We start from the raw sequence: 20,913 nt of genomic DNA, 5'->3' as shown, positions 1-20,913 counted from the left end.
TTCCTCTTTTCTATAACGTTTAGGTAATGAATGTTTCGGAGCTTACTACCCGTGTATCGCCGGTCAGGTCACGGCATCCTGCCTGGCGATGGACGACCATAGTGCTGACAGCCCTGTCGTTGTCCGTTGGCTGGGGCATTCGCGGGGATTTCGGGCATGAATACGGGGCCATGTTTGCCGGTTGCCTGGCGGCATTGACCGTTTGCCTGGCATCCGGCCGCCCCGACTGGCGCGAACGGATGCTCTATTTCGGCTTTTTCGGGGCCATTGGCTGGGGGTTCGGCGGTTCGGTTTCGTATATGCAGGTCATCTCCTTTACCGAAAGCGGCCACCTGGCATCGCAGTGGTACGGGTACATTGCCTTGTTCTATATCGGTTTTTTGTGGGCGGCCCTGGGCGGTGCCGGAACGGCTATGCCGGCAGCCATGTCCCGCGATGACCTGACCCGTCTCTTTACGCCGGTCTTGTTTGTGTTTGCCGCCTGGTTTTTGCAGGACCGGATTGAAGATCCGGTTGCGGCGGCCATGCAGGAGCATATATCGTTCGACCATACCTGGGGGCGGCACAAAAGTCCGCTGTACTGGTTCGATGCTGATTACCTGGCGGCGTTTTTTGCCTTGCTGGGGGCCGGTATCTATGATTTGTGGGAGCGCAGGGAGCGAAATATCGGGTATCTGCCGGTGATGATGGCCGCAGGAGCCGTGGTTGGTTATGGGTGTCAGTTGCTGTTGCACCAGGCAGGTCTTACCGACGCCCTGACGTCGTCGCTGAGCTATTTGTTAGGTGATCCGGCCTATATTGATCCGGAAACCGGCGGCCTGAAGTTCACGGCCGATAATTTCCTGAATAACTGGCCGCAATGGTTTGGCGACTATCCGCAGCACGTCGGCTGGTTTGTCGGCATGGTCCTGGGCATCACAGCCTATTTCGCCTGCTTCGGCCGCTTCCGGAACGGGGCCTCCCTGATTGTATGCATGGCTTCAGGCTGGCTGCTCAGCTTTCTGCTGTTTCCGGTATTGGGGAGTATCTTTTTTACCGAGATCGGCGGGCTGCGGATGACCCCGCCGCGCGGCGACGACTGGGCCGGTATCACGGGTGTGTTCGGCGGCCTGATGTTCTGGATGTACCGGCATCAGCATACGGCAGTCATCAAGGCGGCGCTGTTGAGCGGCACCATCGGCGGACTTGGTTTTTCGGGCGTGCAGTGGATCAAACAACTGGTGATGGCTCCGGGAAACCCACGGATTCTGACCGCCAGGGGCTTGGTTCCCGGCAGTAAGGCCTATCAGGAGTCGATAGCCGTCTGGGCACATTGGCAGGATCAGAACTGGCACAGTTTTCTGGAGCAGACCTATGGGTTTGTCAACGGCCTTGGCATTGCCATTGCGCTTGGGGTACTGGCGGTTAAGCTGCCGGTCCGCCAAACGGATGAGGAAACAGGGAACATTAGCCGGAAATGGACATTGGCGGTCGCTGCTTTTTTTGTGTTGTTCACCGTGCCCTACCTGAATGTGGTCAAAAACGTAAAGGAGTGGGGCGAACAGCTGAAATCCGGTGCCTGGACCGAAACAATTACCCTGGCAGACGGAGCCACCGAAACTGTGCCGGCGCATTGGGATATGCCCTATATCGGGCGTTTGCCGGGCATTACGGGGTTATCATTCACGCCCGAAACCTGGTATAATGTAAGCTGGATTATCCTGGCAGTTGTGTTTGTACTGGTTGTCCGGCGGCACAGGCAGGAACCGGTCGCCCTGATTCCGCCGACCTGGCTGGGCAGGGGTCAGCTCGTTTTCCTGATCTTGCTCTGGGTTATGGTTATCGGCGATTTTGAACGGGCGCTCGTAGGCTGGCACCCCAGCCGCCTGCTGACCGAATGGGTCATTTTTGTGAATGCTGCCCTCGCGACGGTTCTGGTGTTGCTGGCACCGCGGCAAAACGATAACAATTTAGTAATCAGTACGGGGAGCCGTATTGAGGCTTTATATCGTATAAACTGGAAGATAATTGTGGGTATTGCGGCGGTGGCAGGCACCTTATTTCTGGTCACCAACCGGATTATTTACCGGTATCCGCCTTACGAACAATTAGATACCAAACACTATCACACCCGCTTCGGGCCGGAGGCCAGCTGGCGGGCAAAACCAAATCTGAAGAATGCTCCGCACAAATAGCGGACCGGCGCAGACCCAATGTACATAGTTATGACCGTTAAAACCGTCTTTGCTCAACTAATTGCTGCTTTTCTCATTCCGGCCGGCCTGATGGCGCAGACCCACAAACCGTATGTGCCAACGGCCTATCCCGACCGGCTGATTCTGGGCTGGCAGGACAATCCGGCCACCTCGCAGTCGGTCAACTGGCGTACCGACTCTACCGTGACCAAAGCGGTCGGGGCCATTGCCGAAGCCGATCCGTCGCCGGATTTTGTGAATAGTGCCACGCTCGTGCCCGGCACAACCGAACGGGTGAAAATCGACGGAAAAACGGTGCTTTATCATTCCGTCCATTTCCGGAATCTGAAACCGCTGACACAGTATAGTTATCGCGTCGGCGACGGCACAACCTGGAGCGAATGGTTCCCGTTTACGACGGCGGCCGACGGTCAGGCACCCTTTTCATTTTACTACTTCGGCGATGCCCAGAACGATATCCGGTCGCTGTGGTCACGGGCCATCCGCGGGGCCTACTCGACCTTGCCCAAAGCCAACCTCATGATCCATGCGGGTGACCTGATTACGACCTCCAACGCTGACTGGCAGTGGGGGGAGTGGTTTGAGGCAGGCGGCTGGATTAACGGCATGGTACCGACCCTGGCAACACCCGGCAACCACGAGTATTTCCAGGCACCCGACGGCAAACGACGGGTATCGTACCACTGGCGGCCTTCGTTTGTGTTGCCCGAGAACGGTCCCGAACGCCTGAAAGAAACGGCCTATTTCTTCGATTATCAGGGTACGCGCTTTATTTCGCTCGATTCGCAGGGGGCGTTGCTCGACTCCACCGTGCTGGATGAACAGGCAAAATGGGTAACCAACGTCCTGACCAACAACCCGAACCGCTGGACGATTGTGGTGCATCACCACCCGATTTATTCGACGAAAAGCGGACGGGACAACGATGAGTGGCGGGCACGGATGGAGCCGATCTACAAGAAATACAATGTTGATCTGGTGTTGCAGGGGCACGACCATACTTATGGACGCGGGCTGAACATGCCGCTGGGTACGAGCCGCAAACGCCCTGACGGACCGATTTATGTGGTTTCGGTCAGCGGGCCGAAAATGTACGATATTGGCTTGCAGAACTGGATGGACCGCGCGGCCTCGAACACGCAGCTGTACCAGATTATTTCGGTCGATGCCGGTAAGCTGGCGTATCGTTCGTATACGGTTACCGGTCAGCTGTACGATTCATTTGACCTGACCAAAAACGCCAAAGGGCAGAATACACTGGTCGATCAGGCACCGGCACTGGCCCCCGAACGCCTTGAGCTCCCCGCCGAATACAAAAAGCGGTTTAACGAGCAGCAGATGGAGGAATACAACCGCCGGTTTAAGGAATACAAAGCCCGGAAGAAGTAATTTTTCCGGTTGTATTTACTTTGTTTACCACATAGTCACATAAGTATACATAGTTTTGGTGCCGTGTGTACTATGAGGTTATGTGGTGAATAAATACTCTTTTTTGATCAACACATTAATATGCAGCGGTTTATATACGCAATCTGTTTTCTTGTTCAAAGTAGTACCCTGTTGCTGGCGCAGCCGTTGCCGAAACGGGCAAACGGGGTTAATGCTACGCTACAGCGGCCTAAACTGGTCGTTGGGATTGTCGTCGATCAGATGCGATACGACTATTTTTACCGGTTTTACGACAAATACAGCGTCGGCGGTTTCAAGCGGATGCTGAACGAAGGGTTCAACTGCCGCAACAACCACTATCCCTATGCGCTGACGGTGACTGCCGCCGGGCATGCGGCGGTGTACACCGGCTCCATTCCGGCCATTAACGGCATTGTCGGCAACGAGTGGTACGACCCGATTGCGCGGAAAGGCGTTTACTGCGTGGAAGACAGTACCGTTAAAACAGTGGGCAGTACCAACGGCGGCGTAGGTAAAATGTCGCCCAAAAACCTGCTGACCAGCACCATTACCGACCAGTTGCAGATTGCAAACAGCTTCCGGTCGAAGACAATCGGCGTTGCCATCAAAGATCGCGGGTCAATCCTGCCGGCCGGGCATACCGCCAACGGAGCTTACTGGTTTGATTCAAAAACCGGCAACTGGGTAACGAGTACGTTTTACATGAACGACCTGCCGCAGTGGGCCAAGGACCTGAACGCACAGAAACTGCCGTCGACCTATGCCAAACGCGGCTGGCAGACCATGCTGCCCATCGACCAGTATACCGAGAGTACACCCGACGACGAGCCGTACGAAAGCAAACTGCCCGGCGCGACCAAACCCGTGTTCCCGTACGAACTGGCCGGGATCGCGGGAGATGCATACGGTACGGTGCTGTCGACGCCCTGGGGAAACACCATGACCAAGGATATGGCCATTGCGGCCATCAAGGGTGAGAACATGGGGCGGGGCGCGTTCACCGATTTTCTGGCCGTCAGCTTTTCAACGCCTGACCGCATCGGCCACGCCTTCGGGCCGAATTCAGTGGAGCAGGAAGACATTTACCTGCGCCTCGACCTCGAATTTGCCGATATGCTGACTTTCCTCGACGGCTGGGTGGGCAAGGGGAACTACACCGTTTTCCTGACCGCCGATCACGGGGTAATGGACGTGCCGGGTTTCTGGCAGCAGCATAAACTACCCGCCGGTCTGCTCAACGAACGGCAGATTGCGGCCGCCGTGAAAAAAGCCATGACGGATGCATTCGGACCAAACGATTTTCTGCTGGCAAGTGAAAACTTTCAGATATATTTAGATCAGAAAGCCCTTCGGGCAAAGAATGTATCGGTAGATGCCGTACATGCCGTTGTTCGTGAAGCACTGCTGCCGTTGCCGGGTATTGCCGATGTAATCAACCTGCGGAGCATGGCCACGTCGACTTTGCCGGATTATTTGCAGTCACTGTACAAAAACAACCTGAACCCGAAGCGCAGCGGCGATCTTCAGCTGGTGACTCAGCCGGGCTGGTTCCCGGGCGGTGCTACCGGTACCAACCACGGATCACCGTATAACTACGATACGCAGGTGCCGTTTCTGCTGTACGGTTGGGGGGTAAATAAAGGAGAAACCCTGCGCCGGACCACCATTTCGGATATTGCGCCGACGATTGCGGCCCTGCTGCACCTCTTACCGCCAAGCGGTAATGTGGGCAATGCGGTCGAAGAAGCCTTGAAAAAGTAAACTTAACCTACATATGCACGAAACAACTACCGTACAGGCCCCGGAAGCATCGGTGGCCCAGCCGGCGCCGGTCAAACGGCTTTTATCACTGGACACCCTGCGCGGATTCGACATGTTCTGGATCATGGGCGGGGAGGAAATTTTCCATGTGCTGGCGAAAACAACCGGCGCGGCATGGGCTATTTTTCTGGCCGAACAGTTTCATCATCCCGACTGGAACGGTTTTGCGCCCTACGACCTGATCTTCCCGCTGTTCATCTTCATGGCCGGGGTATCGACGCCTTTTTCAATCGGTAGCCGCCTGGAAAAGGGCGCGTCCAGGGGGGAACTGGCGCGCAAGGTTATTACACGGGGCCTGCTGCTGGTGTTGTTAGGCATTATTTACAACAACGGCATCCTGGCCAAATCACTGGCCGACACCCGTTTCCCGAGCGTACTAGGCCGGATTGGTCTGGCGGGTATGTTTGCCCAGCTGATTTACATTTATTCAGGCCAGAAGGCGCAGTATGGCTGGTTTGGCGGCCTGTTGGTGGGCTACTGGCTGCTGATGACCTTTGTGCCGGTGCCAGGTTGCGGGGCGGGCGTATTAACGATGGAGTGTAGCTTTGCCGGTTACGTGGACCGGCTGCTGGTGCCGGGTCACCTCTACAAGGATGTGCACGACCCCGAGGGCTTAATGTCAACCATGCCGGCCATCTGCAATGCCTTGCTGGGTATTTTTGCCGGTAACCTGCTGCGCACCGACGGCCGGACGCTGAGTCAGCAGCAAAAGACCGTACAACTGATTTTTGCCGGCTTTATCTGTCTCCTCATCGGAATGATCTGGGGCGTGTTCTTCCCGATCAACAAAAACCTCTGGACCAGCTCATTTATGCTCGTTACCGGTGGCCTGAGCCTGCTGCTGCTGGCTATTTTCTACTGGATCATTGATGTAAAAGGGGTTACGGGCTGGACGTTTTTCTTTACCGTCATTGGCATGAACTCAATCATGATCTACATGTCGGAGAGCTTCATTGATTTTGGCTACACTACCCGGGCGCTTTTTGATGGCATCCTCGGCTTTATCAGCAACGAACCGGTGAAGGCGGTGGCCGGTGTACTGGCGTTTCTGGCCGTTAAATGGGCTTTTCTGTATTTTATGTTTAAGAAAAAGGTATTCCTGCGGGTGTAGGGATTTAAGAATCACGATTTTGTTGAAAGGGGCGGCACGATTCCAATTCGTGCCACCCCTTTTTGTTACTTGATCCGCTTAAACCGCAGCGTCCGTTCGGTGATTTCGGGTTTGATATACGCCTTGTCGGTTTCCGGATAACGCAGCTCCCAGGGCGAGGGGCCAACCCATTCGGTCTTTTTCCCGGCAATGTGGATCGTCCCTGCTGTTGAGATCTCGACCACGGTAAACAGCGGCTCCTTATACGGCGCGGTGTACTTAATCCATTTGTATTCCTTGTCGACTTCGGGACTATAGCGGATGTGGCCGTATTCTTCGCCCATCCATTTATACGACATCGAGTTAATGCAGACATACCAGATACCGTTGATGTTGTCGGCGCGGTCGTAGTGGATATGGCCGTAGAAATTGACCAGTATTTTCGCCCGTTTCGCCTGTTTATTGTGCGCCTCCAGCATTGCCCGGATGTCGGCGGCATTGTCGACACCATCTTTGCCCAGTCCCTGATGCGAGAAAATAACGATAGGGTCAACGGTGTTGGCCAGTTCCGCTTTCAGCCAGTCGAGTTGCGGCGTGCCGATATGTTCCTGATAGCCTTTGAGTTCGGGCGATTTTTTATCATTGCCGTCGAGCACGATAAAATGAAAGCCGTTGCGCCGGAACGAGTAGTACGACGACGGCATATTGCGGTAGGCCTGGGCCTGTTGCAGGCTATAACCGCCATCCATCTCGTGGTTGCCGATAACGTGGTACTTCGGGCCGGGATAACTATTCCAGATCGCAAAGTAGGGCGCATATTTCGGAGCCGGTGTAGCGAAATCGCCCAGGTCGAGCAGGAAATCGGGTTTGGCCACCTTCATGCTGTCGATAAATGTTGTGATACGGTACTCGGCATCGTGCATCGTTGGCAGGTGCACATCCGCGCAGATGCCGATCCTGACCGTACTGACGTTTTTCTGCGCCGTGGCTACAAACGGAGCGATGCTGAGAGTCAGAATGTAAATGAATTTTTTCATTGTTAACGAGTTAGCTATGAGTGATTTACCACATGGCGATATAGGGATTAAAGAAATACAGTTCTCTTATGATTCTTATGTGGCTATGTGGTAAAAGAAAAACTGCCTCATTGTTCACGGATAAGCCAGAGTTCAGTCACCTGTGCCCCGCGTTCGCCCTCACCACACGTCCAGGTAAACCGGATTTTGCCGTCAGCATGAATCGGTTTGGGCAACCGGAACTCGTAGATGGGCTGGTCGCCGGTCTGGATAAAATCGTGAATGAGCCGGTTGTCGGCCATGAGCTTCATTCGGGAACGGAAGGCACCGGTATAGGCCACCCGAAGGCGGTAGGTAGCGGCTGGGTCCAGATCAGTGTAGTCGATCTGTAGCGGCTGATCGTACAGCGTATTCACCTGACTCATCCAGGCCATCGGCGTGGCCTGTCCTTCAAAACCCGTAGCCCTGATTTCGTGGACCCATTCGTCGCCGTGCAACCCTACGCCAAACCCAAGGGAAGGTGTGATCAGGCCGCCCGGATCGTCGGCCCACCGTTTCGCCGATACCACCCGCTTCCGGCTTTCAACCGATCCGAAATGATCGTAAAAGCCGCTCGGTCCCGGATCGGTCCGGTGCAAAACGCCCTGAATCGCTGTCAATCGCTCGTTCTCCGTAGGTAGTTTTTCGATGCGTGCCAGCTGATCAAGCAGCCAGGGAGCATCGTTCAGTGGTATATCAATGTTGTCCAGAAAGTTGCCACGCCCGTCAGACGCATAGTGCTTTTTCATGGTCAGCTGGGCCCCGATACTGCTGAACAGCGAGTCGGCCAGCGCAACGCAGCGGGTACGCAGGTCAGGGCTGACGGGCTCCTGTCGCGGGGCCAGCAGTAGCTGCCGGACCACCCGGATCGCTTCCTGCGAATGACCTCCGGCAGCGGCTTCCAGCTGCCGGTACGCACTGGCTTCCGCCTCCGTTTCCCGGATCAGCCGCCGCCGGACATAGGCGTCATAGTAAGCGCGCAGCAGCGGCATCTGAAACCGGAAGTTCTGTGCGGCCGATGCCGGTGCCCCTTTTTCAAGGGTCTGCCACTGCATCAGCGTGCGTTCGACGTGCGGATTGACCGCCAGCGGACCCTGCCAGTTGCGTTCGAGCGCCAGCAGGCCCTGCGCAACGCCTTCGGTATAGTCGGGGCCGATGAACAGCCGGGCATAATCGCGCAGGGTTTCAATCACGGGCGTTTCCGGATTCCAGTCCTGATCACTCCAGACAAACTTGTTGACATCGTCGTTGGTCCCTTCGGAGTAGCTGATGCTGCCCGCCCCAAACTGGTCAAACGCATTGTGAATCAGCTTCTGGTCGGTGGGCCGCGGGTTGACGCATTCGCGGCCCAAAGTCATGGCATAGGCAAGGTCCCAGTCCGGTACGGGATACTGACTGCTGAGGCTGTGGGTAATGTCGGGATAATGCCGGATCGGGATGCCGGGCTTAAGTTGCTTTCGGATCGTTTCAACGGGCGTTTTCACCCAGGGACCGAACACCACGCCACCCAGCCACGGATAACCTTTGTTGATGTGACTGTAAAAGGCATCGAACCACGACTGGCGGGGTTTAAAAACCTGCGGGGAAACCCAGATTTTAGCCTTTGGATGGTGTTTATGCAATACCGCCGCTACCTGACTCAGCCAGCGGAACAAGACATCGGGTTCCAGATCGCCGGGATCGCCGCCGGGGACGAACAGGGCATCGAGCTTTGGAACGGCCGCAAACACGGCTTCACGCTCGGCCAGTTCGCGCCGGACCGAATCGGGATGGGTATAGTTCAGGCCCATATTGGGATACCACATCCAGACGTCGAGACCGTATTCCTGACAAATCCGGGATTGTTCGCCGATCATCCGGATGGCCGGCAGCTGCATGTGTACACTGCTGGCATCATCGTCGGTACGCGGCGGAACGATCTCAACGCTGTTGGCGCCGAAAAGGGCCATGTCGCGGATATATTGATCGAACCGGGCGACCGAAAAGGCGTCATAGGCATTGGTTTTGGGGCGATAGCCCAGCTGATGACCGCGAATCGGGTAACGCGGTGAGCTGGCCAGCGCAAGGGGGGCGGTCAGCTGAATCCGGCCGGGTCGCATGTCCAGTTTGCGGAGTAGCCGGCCGATGCCATACAGTAACCCGCGCGCGTCATGCCCGACAACCAGCACCAGTTTGCGGTCAGGAAGACTGATGAGCCGGAAGCCTTCGGATCGGATCGCAGGCAGTTTCCGGACTGCGGCCTGAACTGCCTGCGGGAGTTGAGCCAGCGTAGCCGTGAGGACTAAGCCGATTACGGGCTGCTGGTCAGGGGTATACCGGTTTGTAACCGGCAACCGGATGCTACTTCGTTTTTCGATTTCTTCCTGCAACACGTCCAGACTACGGCGCAATTCGGTCTTATCCGGCACCAGAGAGACAATCCTCGCCTGACTCAGGTCCAGTGTCTGGCCTCTAGCTGTTATCTGATTCAGTATCAGGAGGCACAGGATAGTGCAAAGCGTTCGTAAACGGGTTCCGGTTTGCATGAGCTGCTATTTTTTCGGTCCGCTTATGACACCCAGAAACCGCCCCATCCAGTAAGGCAGCAGAAACGAGTCGCCCGCGCTCAGCTCACTCACCCCGTTTTCGTTCCGGTCGAGTTTGAATTGGTTGCGGTTGTGTTTCAGTTCAGGCCGTTCGTCGGGGGGGAGGACTTCGGTGGTGGTCTGTCCCCGGAAATTGTCCGGCACAAACGTGAGGTCTTTGCGGTGGCTGTTTTTAACCTGCCATTCGACCATATCCAGCGGGAACTCCTTCAGATACCACACCGTCTCGGGCAGGTCGAAGGCTTTGGCACCGGTTGCGGCGTAGCACAGGTTCCAGAGGCCGTCGCGCTCGGGGCGTTCAATGTCCCAGTGATCCTTGATTGCTTCCAGAAATTTAGCTTTCAGGCGGGTATCGAAGGCATACTGGTAGAGGCTGTTATAGGCCAGAAAATACATTTCGTCGTCGGAATGGTTCCAGTCCTCAGACAGTGATTTGGCCAGCTCACCGGCATTGGCGGGGGCCTGCCCGATGGTTTTCATCGGCCGCATCAGGTTGTCGAGGTAGCCGTATCGGGTCATCATTTCCAGCGCTTTATCCTTATACACCGGCTTTTTCGTGAAATGATAAGCCGCCTGTAAAAATGCAATCAGGTTCGACGACATAATCTTCCGGTCACCGATGTTGAGGGCAAAGCTGTTGACATAAACCGGGTTCCACTTGCCCCAGAGCGTAGGTTTGCCGTCAAAATCGAGCAGGTACCAGTCATTGTTGATGATGTTGGTCATCAGCTTGTCGATCAGGGTAATGGCCCGTTGCCGCACGTCGCCGGTCAGATTTTCGGCCAGCTGCGTGAGGGCAAAAAACTGTCCGACGGTCTGGTCGCTGCTGGTTGTACCGCGCCAGTTCCATTCGGGGTCTTTGGCCATTGTCCAGCCGTTGGTGAGCCCGCCGTCCCACGCCTGCGCCTTGAATTTGTGGTAGCCTTTCCGCTCAAACCCGCGGGCAAAGTAGCCGGGCATGCCGGTGATGGTAAAGAGCCGTTCCATGGCGTCGAAGGATTCCATGCAGTTTTGCAGCGCCTCCGTGTCGCCTGTGACTTTGTAGCGGTACAACTGACTGACCAGATACATGGATGTCCAGAGGTTGTCGCTGTCGCGCTGACCCATTTCGGCCGTCGACAGGTCACCGTGTTTCAGCGTAACCACATCGCAGTTAAACCCGTAGCGGAGATGCCGCTGGCGGACCTGCTGTTCGTAGACCATCGCCTTATCCTGTAGCGTCATGGCCTTGAACTGTATTTCGCCCAGCCCTTTTGTTGTCAGAACCAGCATATTCCGGCCTTCTCCCGCAGCAAGATGTACGACCTGATTGCCCGGTAGCCAGCGTTCCCCGAAATAATAGTTGAATTTACCGTCGGACCGGCGCATAAACGCGCCCATCGGCGACCCGAACCAGAGATTGCCGTGGACAACCGCAATGGCCGTAAGTTCGGGGCAGGGGAGGCTGGCATTGAGCGTACCGGTTTGTTTTCCCTGAACGGCATCAACGGTCAGGTAACCGCTGCGGGTGCCGAGGTATAGGGTGTTATCCGCGAGATCGAAGCACGTCAGCGCAGGCATCCGGAGTACGGTTTTCAACTGATTATCGCTCAGCCCCAAGTAGCTCAGTGTCTGTGTACCGAGCAGCCAGAACCGGTTACGCACCGCATCATACCGGATGGCTTTCAGGTCATCATCCGGCAAGCTGCCTGACCAGGCTGTCTGCCCTTCGCTCAGCAGATTGATGGTTTTGCCGTCGGAGACCAGCCATGTCCCTGCCTGTCCGCCGGCGAACAGGTGTGCTTTGGGCAGGCCATGGGTCAGGTACAGTTTACCAGCCCAGGCATTGCTCAGTACCGCCTGATCATCCAGATACACAAACTGATGCTGGTGCAGGGTCATTGCCGATACATGCCGGTCGCGCATCGGGATGTAGCCCAGGTCCGGCCGGAGTGTGCCGGGGTACTGGAACTGACCGCCCTGTGGTCGCATCAGCCCCTTTTCCGACAATATCTGGATGACACCGTTCCGGTCACGCAAAACGGCCATAAGGCGGTTCGTCGTATCGGGCAGGTAGTGCTTCACGCTGATGTCCTGCCAGTACGGCACATCCTGATAGACCGGTTGCTGCGCGGCCAGGGGCAGAGCGGCAATCAGCAGGAGGAGGTAAAGAAATTGTTTCATAAAACCTGAGAAAAGGTAATCGCCATCCATTGTCCCGCAGGGACAAAACAGCGCAGCGTCGGTCGCACCCCAAATGCCCCGTATCAATTGCTCCGTAGGAGCGCAACAGCGGAGCGTCGGTAGCTGTCGGCGTCGGTCGCATCCGATCACGGCATCATCCATTGTCCCGTAGGGACACAACAGCGCAGCGTCGGTAGCTGTCGGCGTCGGTCGCATCCGATCACAGCAATCATCCATTGTCCCGTAGGGACACAACAGCGCAGCGTTGGTAGATGTCGGTAGATGTCGATAGCGATGTCACAAAACAACGGATCCATAATATTCATCGTGCCGTAGGTACGAAACAGGCGTCGGCTTGTGCTGCCCCTACAGGGCAGAATGGATGGGTGTCAATCGCTTTTTACCAACATCTACCGACATCTACCGACGCTGCGCTGTTATGTCCCTATGGGACAATGGATGCTTATGGTGATCGGATGCGACCGACGCCAACATCTACCGACGCTACGCTGTTATGTCCCTATGGGACAATGGATTGTAATTGTAAACGTATTTTCTGCCGACGCCGACATCTACCGACGCTACGCTGTTATGTCCCTGACGGGACAATGGATGATTGCCATTATTTCCGGCTGATCGGGCTGGGGGGGGCGGAAACGGGTGCGCTGATGACGCCCAGATAACGACCCATCCAGTAAGGAAGCAGCCAGATGTCGCCCGCGCTGTGCTCCGAATTGCCGTTGCGGGTGCGGTCAAGACTGAACATATTGGCGTTGTGGCGCTGAACCGGCCGCTCGTCAGGGGGCAGCACCTCTTTCGTTGTCTGGTCGCGGAAGTTCTCCGGCAACCGGTCAATGTCTTTCCGGTGGCTGTTCATAATGGCCCAGTCAATCAGGTCGAGCGGGTGCTCCTTCAGGTACCAGACCGCTTCCGGCAAGTCAAAGTCCTTTGTGCCGGTCAGGGCGGTGAACATGTTCCAGGCACCTTCCTTTTCAGGGCGTTCGGCCTGCCAGTGGTCCAGGATCGCCTGTTTGTATTTCGCTTTCAGTTCTTCCGTAAACGCATAGCGGTACAGGCCCCAGTAGCCGACAAAATACATCTCATCGTCCGAGTGATTCCAGCTTTCCGACATGTTTTTGGCATGGGCATCGGCATTGTCCGGGGCCTGACCGATCTGGCGCATAGGCCGCATCAGGTTTTCGAGGTAGCCGTATTTTGTCATCAGCTCAAGGGCCTTTTGCTTATATTTTTCCTTTTTCGTGAAATGGTAAGCCGTTTGCAGCATGGCTACAATGTTGGAGGAGTTCAGCTTCCGGTCGCCGACATTGGTCGGGAAATTGTTCACGTAAGCCGGATTCCATTTTCCCCACATCGTTGGCTTACCGTCGAAGTCGATAAGGTACATGTCGTTTTTGATGATATGACTCATCAGCGTGTCAATCAGCGCAACCGACTGTTTTTTCAGAGCTTTATCGTCGACAATCTCGGCAATGACGCCAAACGCAAAAATATGGCCGATCACTTCATCGCTGCTGGTCGTCGATTTCCAGTCCCACTCCGGATCGGGGGCGTGCTGCCAGCGCTCCGGGTCTGACAGGTGTTTGCCGAAACCGCTCCGTTCAAACGACCGCGACGGGAAGCCCGGCACCGGATTGACGGTATACAGCCGGTCCATGGCGTCCAGCGATTCGCGGACATTCTGCAATGCTTCCTTGTCTTTGGTGGCGGCATAGCGGAAGGCTTCGCCGGCCAGGTACATGGATGTCCACAGGCCGTCGTTATCCGAATCGCTCATGTAGCCGGTGCTGATGTTTCCTTTTTCCATGCCGTCGAGGGAGGCGTTGAACCCGTTCCGGATGTGGCGGCTGCGCACCTGTTCTTCGTAAAAGCCGGCTTTGTCCTGCAAGGTCATCGGCTTAAAGCAAATCTGTCCTAAGCCCGATCTGGTCAGAATCAGTACCGAGTTTTTAGGCCCCTGCGCAACCGAAACCACCTCATCGCCCGGCAGCCAGCGTTCGCCGTTATAGTAGTCGTATTTACCGTCGGGGCGGAGGGCAAATGCGCCTTTCGGGGTGCCGAACCAAAGCCGTCCGTCTACCTCCTCAACCGCCGTAATCTGCGGCACCGGCACCCGGCGCTGGATGGCACCGAGCTGCTTTTTGGAGGCCAGATCGATGGTCAGGTATCCGTCTGTGGTACCGATAACCGCCTGTGTCCCTTTTTGCGTCAGGGCAAAGGCGGTGAAGCCTGTGCCGGTAATGTCTTTTGATAGGGTATTGGCCGCCGGACTGAAGGTATACAGCCCGTTTTTGCCCAGTACCCGGAACGTATTGGCGGCGTCCTGAAACCGGATGTCTACCACGTCATCGCCGGGCAATTGCCCTTTCCAGAGCGTTTTGGAGTCCTTAACCAGATGCAGCGCCTTGCCGTCAGTGATCAGAAAGGCAAACTGTCGCCCCCCGACGGCTTTGTTGGCGGTCGGTAATTCGTGTTTGCAGTAGAGGCTGCCCGCCCAGGCATTGCTCAGTACGGCCTGATCATCGAGATAAACTATTTGCTGGTCGTACAAGGCCAGCGCACTGATCTTTTTGTTCTTCAGGGTTCTGTATGATCCGTCGGCCGACAGTTTGCCGGGGTACAGAAACTGACCGTCGTAAGGATGCAGTATGCCGTCTTTCGACATGATTTTGATGTTGCCGTTCCGGTCGGTAAAGACCTGCTCCAGCCGCTGTTTATCACTGTAATACTTAACGCTGAAGTCCTGTAAATAAGGTTTGTCCTGGTAAACCGGTTGTTGCGCAAAAGCGGTAAGGTGCGTGCTCAGGTAAAGCAGTGCGCCCGCCATAAGCGCCGGATAATGGGTTGTATGCATAGTATGAGGGGTGTTATTACTTAATCAGTTTGGCCGGATCAACGACCATGTAATTGATGGATTTCTGCTGATCGCCTTCGTGGTGCGAGTAGGTCATGTGCAGCAGCCCGTCGGCAGTCTGGATGAGGCAGGGGTAGGAATACCCGCCTTTGCCCGGCGGTGTATCTTCCAGTTTGGTTTTCCACTTCCAGGTCTTGCCTTCATCGTCCGACAGAAACAGGCTGAGCCGATACCGCCCATCGTCAAGGTCATTGCCCAGAAACGCCCATTTGCCGTCTTTCAGCGCGAGCAGCTCCACACTGGCTGTGTTGGGAATGTCTGTTTTCCGGGTCGCCGTCCAGCTTTCCCCGTTATCCGTTGATTCGCTGATGTGTACGCGCGGCGGATCGTCGCCGCTATCCCGCATCAGGGCCACCAGCGTTCCGTCTTTGCGGCGGGCCAGGGCGGGTTGAATCGGGCCGCGCCCCACAACCGGCAGGCTGGGGTGCCATGACATACCATCGTCGTCCGAAACGGCCATCAGCGAAAAGTTGTAGCCGTCTGAATACAGAGGCAACACAATGCGGTTATTGGGTAGCAGCAGGGGTTTAATACGGGTCATCCAGCCAATGCTGCGTTTAGTCTGGTCTTTACTGGCCGCCATGATCAGGTCATCGTATTTCGGGGCATAACCCGCCCAGCCGTGATGCTGATCCGGCAATTCGTGCAGCCGCTTTTCGACCTCTTCCGCAAACCGCTTGTCGGGCTTCAGCAGAATATTGTCCTGCCAGCTCCAGACCGGCGCGCCTGCGTTGGCATAGTCAGTGGACGTCCGTACCCGCAGGATGGATTGTTCCCACTGGTTGGCCTGCACCGCAATCCAGACCAGAAACAGTTTACCCTGATGATTCAGGAACAGGACCGGGTTGCAGTCGGGCAGATAGGGCGTGTCGGCCATCAGGAACGGCGTACTCCAGCCGGCCGAACCCTTGCGCAGGCGAGCCCCCATGATCCTGACATCGTCGGCGGTTCGTTCGCCGCTGCCCTGAAACCAGCAGGCCAGCATATCGCCGTTCGGCAGAGCCACCAGACTGCTGCCATGCACGTGCTGCGATTGACCGGGAAAAATCAGCTGCCCGCGAACAACCGGCTGTGCCTGCAACCGGGTAAGTACAATGAAGAAAAGGAATATAATTTTTTTCATGCCAATAAATTGGGGTAATGTTGGGTGGGGGGATCACCTGGAATCGCTCATCTCAGGGCGACCACGTGGGGTCGCCCCTACGGGAAATGGCTTCAATCATTTCACCTTTGACCGGCGTTCCATTAATTCGCGCCAGGTGGTCAGGATAATGCCTTCTTTTTTGATGTATGCCTTGAGTTCGGGGTCCATCATCGACAGCATATCTGCGTAGCGGGTGCCGCCCGACGAGCTGATGTATTTGAAGGTTTCGTTCTGGTCGTTGCAGTGAACAATAAACATCGTAACCCCCGGTTCCATGCGTTTAAAGGCGTCTTTAAACTGCTGTACTTTGTACTTGCCCCAGGCTTCGGGTGTTACCTCGCCGCCGGTTTCGGGTTTCCAGTCGCCACTGATGGTGTGCAGGTCGTCGAGAACGGGCAGGCCGGCTTTCCAGATGGTTTCGCCGACCGATTTAGCCTGTTGTACAATGGCTGGTGTGGGCAGGGTCATGCCTTCCTTCCACTTTCCTTCGGCCTTCAGTTTTTTAATGATCGGGTAGTTCTGACACTCAATCAGCAGCTTGTTGTTGCCGCCGGGAAACATGACCGGAATCCGGTATTCGGCTCCCACTTTAATGTAGCGTTCCAGAAAACCGGGGCTGGCAAAGAGTGTGCCCATGTGCGAATCCATGTGGGTTGGTTTGAGTCCCATCCGGATCGCGCGGTCGAGCTGCGCCCTGATTTCCCGCTCTACTTCATCGGGGCTGGCATGTTGTACCACATCCGCCACTTCGGGCCACATGGCTCCCTCGGGGTCAGTCAGGCCCGGCACCTGCTTACTGCCCGACAAAGGCTCCCACCGGTAGTCTTTCCACTCCGACGTAAGGGTCAGGTGAATACCAACGTCCAGGGTCGGGTGGTTAATCGCATATTTGGTAAAGCTGGCTGCCCATGCACAAGGCATCATGATGCTGCACGACGAAGCTGTTCCCTGCTCCATGGCTTTCAGCGTACCCTGATTGGCCGAGTAAAACATGCCCGCATCGTCCACATGCAGGATAATGACTTTCGAGCCTTTGGGCCAGCCGAGCTTTTCGGCATAGGTCGGCGCCGGCTGAGCTACCACCGAGGTCATCAGCCCGATCCAAAGGGCGAAAAGGAGAAGCGAGGGTTTCATATGCTTAGTGTTTTAGACGTTTTTGATACTGGATGCTCATCCATTAATGCTGCCCAGATACCGCCCCATCCAGTAGGGCAGGAGCCAGAAAACCGGTTCCCGTTCGCGGTGCGGGTCGCCGCCGGTAGCTGTCCAGGGATTCTTATCCCAGCGAATGGCGAGGCGCAGGGCAGGCGGCTGTAGCTCACTGACTTGTACATCATCGAGCACGGGCTTGCGGACAATCCGGATGTCTTCCCGTTTTGTATGGTCAATCGGCCAGTCAATCAGGTCGAGGGGCGTATTTTCAAAGAAAGCGATGGAGGTTGCCAGTTCTTCCTGTTTGTTGCGGGCGTAGTTGTACAGAAAATTAATCAGCGGATTATGATCGTTCCGGCGACGGTCGAACCAGCTGTCCATGTGGTTCTGGTAAAAGGCCAGCAGTGTCGGATCTTTCTCACAGGCCAGCAGAATGGGGTAACAGTAGGCCTGCAAGACCACATCGAAGTAGATAAACCACGCCGGATTCTGATTCGGAAGGTTAGCCATGTTGTCGAGATAGCCTTCTTTTTGGATCAGGCGGAGGTACTGCTGCTGGTATTTGGCATCTTTCGTAACATGATAGGCCAGTTTCAGGAACGTCAGCATTTCCATGGAGTTCTGGCTGCGGTCGGGCGCCCACTCCGGATCGTGGTTCAGCTGCTCCGGCGACCAGACACCCCAGCGGGTAGGCTTCCCGTCAACATCAACCAGATTGAAGTTGTGCTTGATCAGGTGGTCAACAATGTGGCGGATGTGGGTCCGGACCAGCTGTTTTTCGGCTTCGTCGGCGACCAGCTCGTAATAAAAAAAGTAGCCGAACATGTGGCCGCACATTTCATCACTGCTCGTATCGCCTTTCCAGAGCCATTTCCCGTCTTTAGAGGGCTGCCAGCGAACCTGCACCGGTTTGAAACGGGGTTCTTTGGCGAGTTCAGCAGCCAGCTCACGGCCGGTATAGGCACGGTTGACGTCGTGAAGCAGGGACTTATCCCAGTTGGCGGGTACGATGGTACGGGCAAAAAAGCCGTCGGTTCCCGTTACTTCCTGCAACAACCGCAGAAACTGGAACGCCTTAGCCGCTTTGGCTTTGGCATCGGGGCTTTTGGTGGCCGCATACCGGAACGCTTCCATCGCGAGGTAGTTGCCGGTATATTCGCCGTCGTTGTCATCGTCTTCCGGCTCCCAGGCAGAGGCGTCGCCTGCCACCGGTAACCGGCACTGACCGGCAATCCACGGTTCCCGGATATGCCGTTTCATCAACACATCGTAGAAATAATCACTTTTCTGCGCCAGCGTCATCGACCGTTTGCGGATCGCGCTAACGCCCTTCGGGGTGGCGATCCACGCCGTACCGGCTTTATCAAAGGCAATGTCAGCTATCCGGTCATCGAGCAGCCAGCGCTGGCTGAACAGGAGTGAGTGCGTACCATCGGGCCGGAAACGGACGACACCCTGTTCGGTGCCGACCCACATAGTACTGTCGGGGGCGCGTTCAACACAGGTGGCGTAGATGGTAGGCAGGCCGTCGTCGGGCGTCAACGTGCCGGTTTTGCGGTGGTTCGCCAGCTGCGAAACGCCGCCCAGACCGGCTGCCCAAAGTTGTTGCTTACCATCGTAGGCCAGCCCCTTTACGTAAGCGCTCAGTAAATGCTTCGTGGATTGATAGATATCGACGCTTTTAGGCGTGCAGTGGTAAAGGCCCACATCGCTGGCGATCCAGATGCCGCCCTGCCCATCCGGCAGGGCATTCCGTACCGAGCGCGGAATGGCATAGCCTTTCTTGATAACCTGCCCGTTCGTGACCAGCCAGATGCCCTGCGGGCCAAGGGCGTAGGTGCCTTCTGGGGCCGGACTGACGGCCGTGACAGGCCCGCGTGTTCCCTCAACGGTTTCCGGGTGGTTGTCGGCATACCGGAACAACCCCTGCCACGTACCCAGCCATACCGTACCCGCCTTGTCGATGCCCACCGAGAAGGCCGGACCTTTGTGGTCAGCAGTCAGAACAGGTTCCCAGACGGACGCATCCTGTCGTTTCCGGAAAATGCCGGTGGCCGTAGCGATCCAGACCGTCTGATCGGGCCCGACGGCAATACTGCGCACGTCGTTGTCGGCGGCGTCCGTACTGACCGGATAGGGTTTATGGTCTTCCTGCCAGAAGGCCCTGTCAACATACGGCTGCTCCTGCCGCTTCTGCGGGTGGCATCCCTGTAAAATAAGGATTGTGCAAAAGGATATAAGCCAGTTGCCGGCGTTGCGCCATATAGTATAAGGTATAACCATGCCGTTGCCAATCGTCAGAAATCACCTAGTATACGGCGTTCACTAACCGGAAGGCTATTGTGACAGGAGAGCGGGCGGTATTTTTCCGCCGGCCGGAATGCGTTTTTATGACACATTCCTGAATTTTAACCGTTGAAAATTAATGTTTTGATAAAATCAGACAGGGAAACATGACCAGATTATGAACTTTTGTGTGTTTGCGCAAAATGAGGGTATAATTACGCAATTTGCGACCTTCAGATTGCTCATTTTAGCGTAGTTTAGCTACACAAGTTCACATCAGGCGGGAAAGTTTTTGAGGAAAGGGTTGATTTGTGAGCCCCGCTGCTATTCTTCTTACATTACGTAGTCAGTAATAATTTAAAGTACCAGATAACGAACCGGATTGATCCCATACAGGAAGCAGATCTAAAGCGGGATTTATCAAATAGTACTTTGGCAATAAAATTTTATAAATAGTTGAGCGTTAAACAGCATCCTTTACCATGGCCTTATTACATGAACAAATTTTACGCGACGTTATTCAGGGAGATCAGGTAGCATTTGCGAAACTGTACAATCACTACCGTACCCCTGCATTAAAGTTCTGCACATCCATTCTGAAAGATGAAGAAGAAGCCGAAAATATGGTGCATGAAGTCTTCATTAAACTCTGGGAACGCCGGTCGCAGATCAATCCGGAGCTGAACTTTAATTCGTATCTGTTTACCTGCATGCGCAACATGGCCTTCGACTATCTGAAGAAGATGGAGAAAAACGATTGGCTGAAGCAGCAGTACATGGAGCGGATGACCAATGCCCGCGAAGAGGACGCTGAGATCCTGGAAACCCGGCTTCAGCACCTGCAGACGGCTGTCGGGTCATTGTCGGTCAAACGCCGGCAGATTCTGAAGATGACGGTCGAAGAAGGTATGTCTTACCAGGAAATCGCCGAAATGCTCAACATTTCTAAAAACACAGTAAAGAACCAGCTCGTTAAAGCCAAGCAGTTTTTGCGGGAGAAGATGGATGTGGCAACCGTTACATCAATGCTGGTGGCGTGGCTGATCAGCTGAAACCAGCGCCAGGGCACGGCAAACTTTG

General features: G+C 55.4%; 12 protein-coding genes. 5 read left to right on the top strand and 7 right to left on the bottom strand.

Annotated features, from left to right (window positions below):
• Nucleotides 1-26: 26 nt before the first annotated feature.
• The 4 genes from AC23NW_RS13375 (at nt 27) to AC23NW_RS13360 (ending at nt 6,537) form a co-directional block, all read left to right on the top strand.
• Nucleotides 27-2,174: a hypothetical protein gene (locus AC23NW_RS13375; protein WP_487450110.1), complete on the top strand. Its 2,148-nt coding sequence runs from the start codon at nt 27-29 to the stop codon at nt 2,172-2,174.
• Nucleotides 2,175-2,264: 90 nt separating this feature from the next.
• Nucleotides 2,265-3,584: a purple acid phosphatase family protein gene (locus AC23NW_RS13370; RefSeq protein WP_293835013.1), complete on the top strand. Its 1,320-nt coding sequence runs from the start codon at nt 2,265-2,267 to the stop codon at nt 3,582-3,584.
• Nucleotides 3,585-3,704: 120 nt separating this feature from the next.
• Nucleotides 3,705-5,366 (top strand): alkaline phosphatase PafA, encoded by a 1,662-nt coding sequence (gene pafA / locus AC23NW_RS13365; RefSeq protein WP_487450108.1) that lies wholly within the window; start codon nt 3,705-3,707, stop codon nt 5,364-5,366.
• Between the two features lie 13 nt (nt 5,367-5,379).
• Entirely contained in the window at nt 5,380-6,537 is a 1,158-nt protein-coding gene (locus AC23NW_RS13360; protein WP_487450106.1) for an acyltransferase family protein, read from the top strand.
• A 65-nt stretch (nt 6,538-6,602) separates the two neighbouring features.
• Here AC23NW_RS13360 and AC23NW_RS13355 read toward each other — a convergent pair whose 3' ends face one another.
• The 7 genes from AC23NW_RS13355 to AC23NW_RS13325 all read right to left on the bottom strand — a co-directional run bounded on the left by AC23NW_RS13355 (nt 6,603) and on the right by AC23NW_RS13325 (nt 19,830).
• On the bottom strand, nt 6,603-7,553 hold the full coding sequence (locus AC23NW_RS13355) for a metallophosphoesterase family protein (RefSeq protein WP_487450104.1): 951 nt from the start codon (nt 7,551-7,553) through the stop codon (nt 6,603-6,605).
• 107 nt (nt 7,554-7,660) lie between these two features.
• On the bottom strand, nt 7,661-10,096 hold the full coding sequence (locus AC23NW_RS13350) for an alpha-glucuronidase family glycosyl hydrolase (protein WP_487450102.1): 2,436 nt from the start codon (nt 10,094-10,096) through the stop codon (nt 7,661-7,663).
• A gap of 6 nt (nt 10,097-10,102) precedes the next feature.
• Complete coding sequence (locus AC23NW_RS13345; RefSeq protein WP_487450101.1) at nt 10,103-12,319, bottom strand: hypothetical protein; 2,217 nt, start codon at nt 12,317-12,319, stop codon at nt 10,103-10,105.
• Between the two features lie 622 nt (nt 12,320-12,941).
• The gene (locus AC23NW_RS13340; protein WP_487450100.1) at nt 12,942-15,191 is read right to left on the bottom strand and encodes a hypothetical protein; all 2,250 of its coding nucleotides are present in this window, start codon (nt 15,189-15,191) and stop codon (nt 12,942-12,944) included.
• A 16-nt stretch (nt 15,192-15,207) separates the two neighbouring features.
• Nucleotides 15,208-16,374: a sialidase family protein gene (locus tag AC23NW_RS13335; RefSeq protein WP_487450098.1), complete on the bottom strand. Its 1,167-nt coding sequence runs from the start codon at nt 16,372-16,374 to the stop codon at nt 15,208-15,210.
• 96 nt (nt 16,375-16,470) lie between these two features.
• Nucleotides 16,471-17,529: a polysaccharide deacetylase family protein gene (locus AC23NW_RS13330; protein ID WP_293834972.1), complete on the bottom strand. Its 1,059-nt coding sequence runs from the start codon at nt 17,527-17,529 to the stop codon at nt 16,471-16,473.
• Between the two features lie 36 nt (nt 17,530-17,565).
• The gene (locus AC23NW_RS13325; protein ID WP_487450096.1) at nt 17,566-19,830 is read right to left on the bottom strand and encodes a ligand-binding sensor domain-containing protein; all 2,265 of its coding nucleotides are present in this window, start codon (nt 19,828-19,830) and stop codon (nt 17,566-17,568) included.
• A 485-nt stretch (nt 19,831-20,315) separates the two neighbouring features.
• Between AC23NW_RS13325 and AC23NW_RS13320 the strand changes: the two genes are divergently transcribed.
• Nucleotides 20,316-20,885, top strand: a complete 570-nt coding sequence (locus AC23NW_RS13320) for an RNA polymerase sigma factor (RefSeq protein WP_487450094.1) — start codon at nt 20,316-20,318, stop codon at nt 20,883-20,885.
• Nucleotides 20,886-20,913 lie beyond the last annotated feature (28 nt).

This window comes from Arsenicibacter sp. R0_47 (assembly GCF_057652235.1).
This window is presented reverse-complemented; position numbering and strand designations above follow the sequence as displayed.

What these genes read in the sequence shown, in the direction of transcription:
- AC23NW_RS13375 (WP_487450110.1), top strand. Translation starts at nt 27, where the DNA reads ATGAATGTTTCGGAGCTTACTACCCGTGTATCGCCGGTCAGGTCACGG.
- AC23NW_RS13370 (WP_293835013.1), top strand. Translation starts at nt 2,265, where the DNA reads ATGGCGCAGACCCACAAACCGTATGTGCCAACGGCCTATCCCGACCGG.
- pafA (WP_487450108.1), top strand. Translation starts at nt 3,705, where the DNA reads ATGCAGCGGTTTATATACGCAATCTGTTTTCTTGTTCAAAGTAGTACC.
- AC23NW_RS13360 (WP_487450106.1), top strand. Translation starts at nt 5,380, where the DNA reads ATGCACGAAACAACTACCGTACAGGCCCCGGAAGCATCGGTGGCCCAG.
- AC23NW_RS13355 (WP_487450104.1), bottom strand. Translation starts at nt 7,553, where the DNA reads ATGAAAAAATTCATTTACATTCTGACTCTCAGCATCGCTCCGTTTGTA.
- AC23NW_RS13350 (WP_487450102.1), bottom strand. Translation starts at nt 10,096, where the DNA reads ATGCAAACCGGAACCCGTTTACGAACGCTTTGCACTATCCTGTGCCTC.
- AC23NW_RS13345 (WP_487450101.1), bottom strand. Translation starts at nt 12,319, where the DNA reads ATGAAACAATTTCTTTACCTCCTCCTGCTGATTGCCGCTCTGCCCCTG.
- AC23NW_RS13340 (WP_487450100.1), bottom strand. Translation starts at nt 15,191, where the DNA reads ATGCATACAACCCATTATCCGGCGCTTATGGCGGGCGCACTGCTTTAC.
- AC23NW_RS13335 (WP_487450098.1), bottom strand. Translation starts at nt 16,374, where the DNA reads ATGAAAAAAATTATATTCCTTTTCTTCATTGTACTTACCCGGTTGCAG.
- AC23NW_RS13330 (WP_293834972.1), bottom strand. Translation starts at nt 17,529, where the DNA reads ATGAAACCCTCGCTTCTCCTTTTCGCCCTTTGGATCGGGCTGATGACC.
- AC23NW_RS13325 (WP_487450096.1), bottom strand. Translation starts at nt 19,830, where the DNA reads ATGGTTATACCTTATACTATATGGCGCAACGCCGGCAACTGGCTTATA.
- AC23NW_RS13320 (WP_487450094.1), top strand. Translation starts at nt 20,316, where the DNA reads ATGGCCTTATTACATGAACAAATTTTACGCGACGTTATTCAGGGAGAT.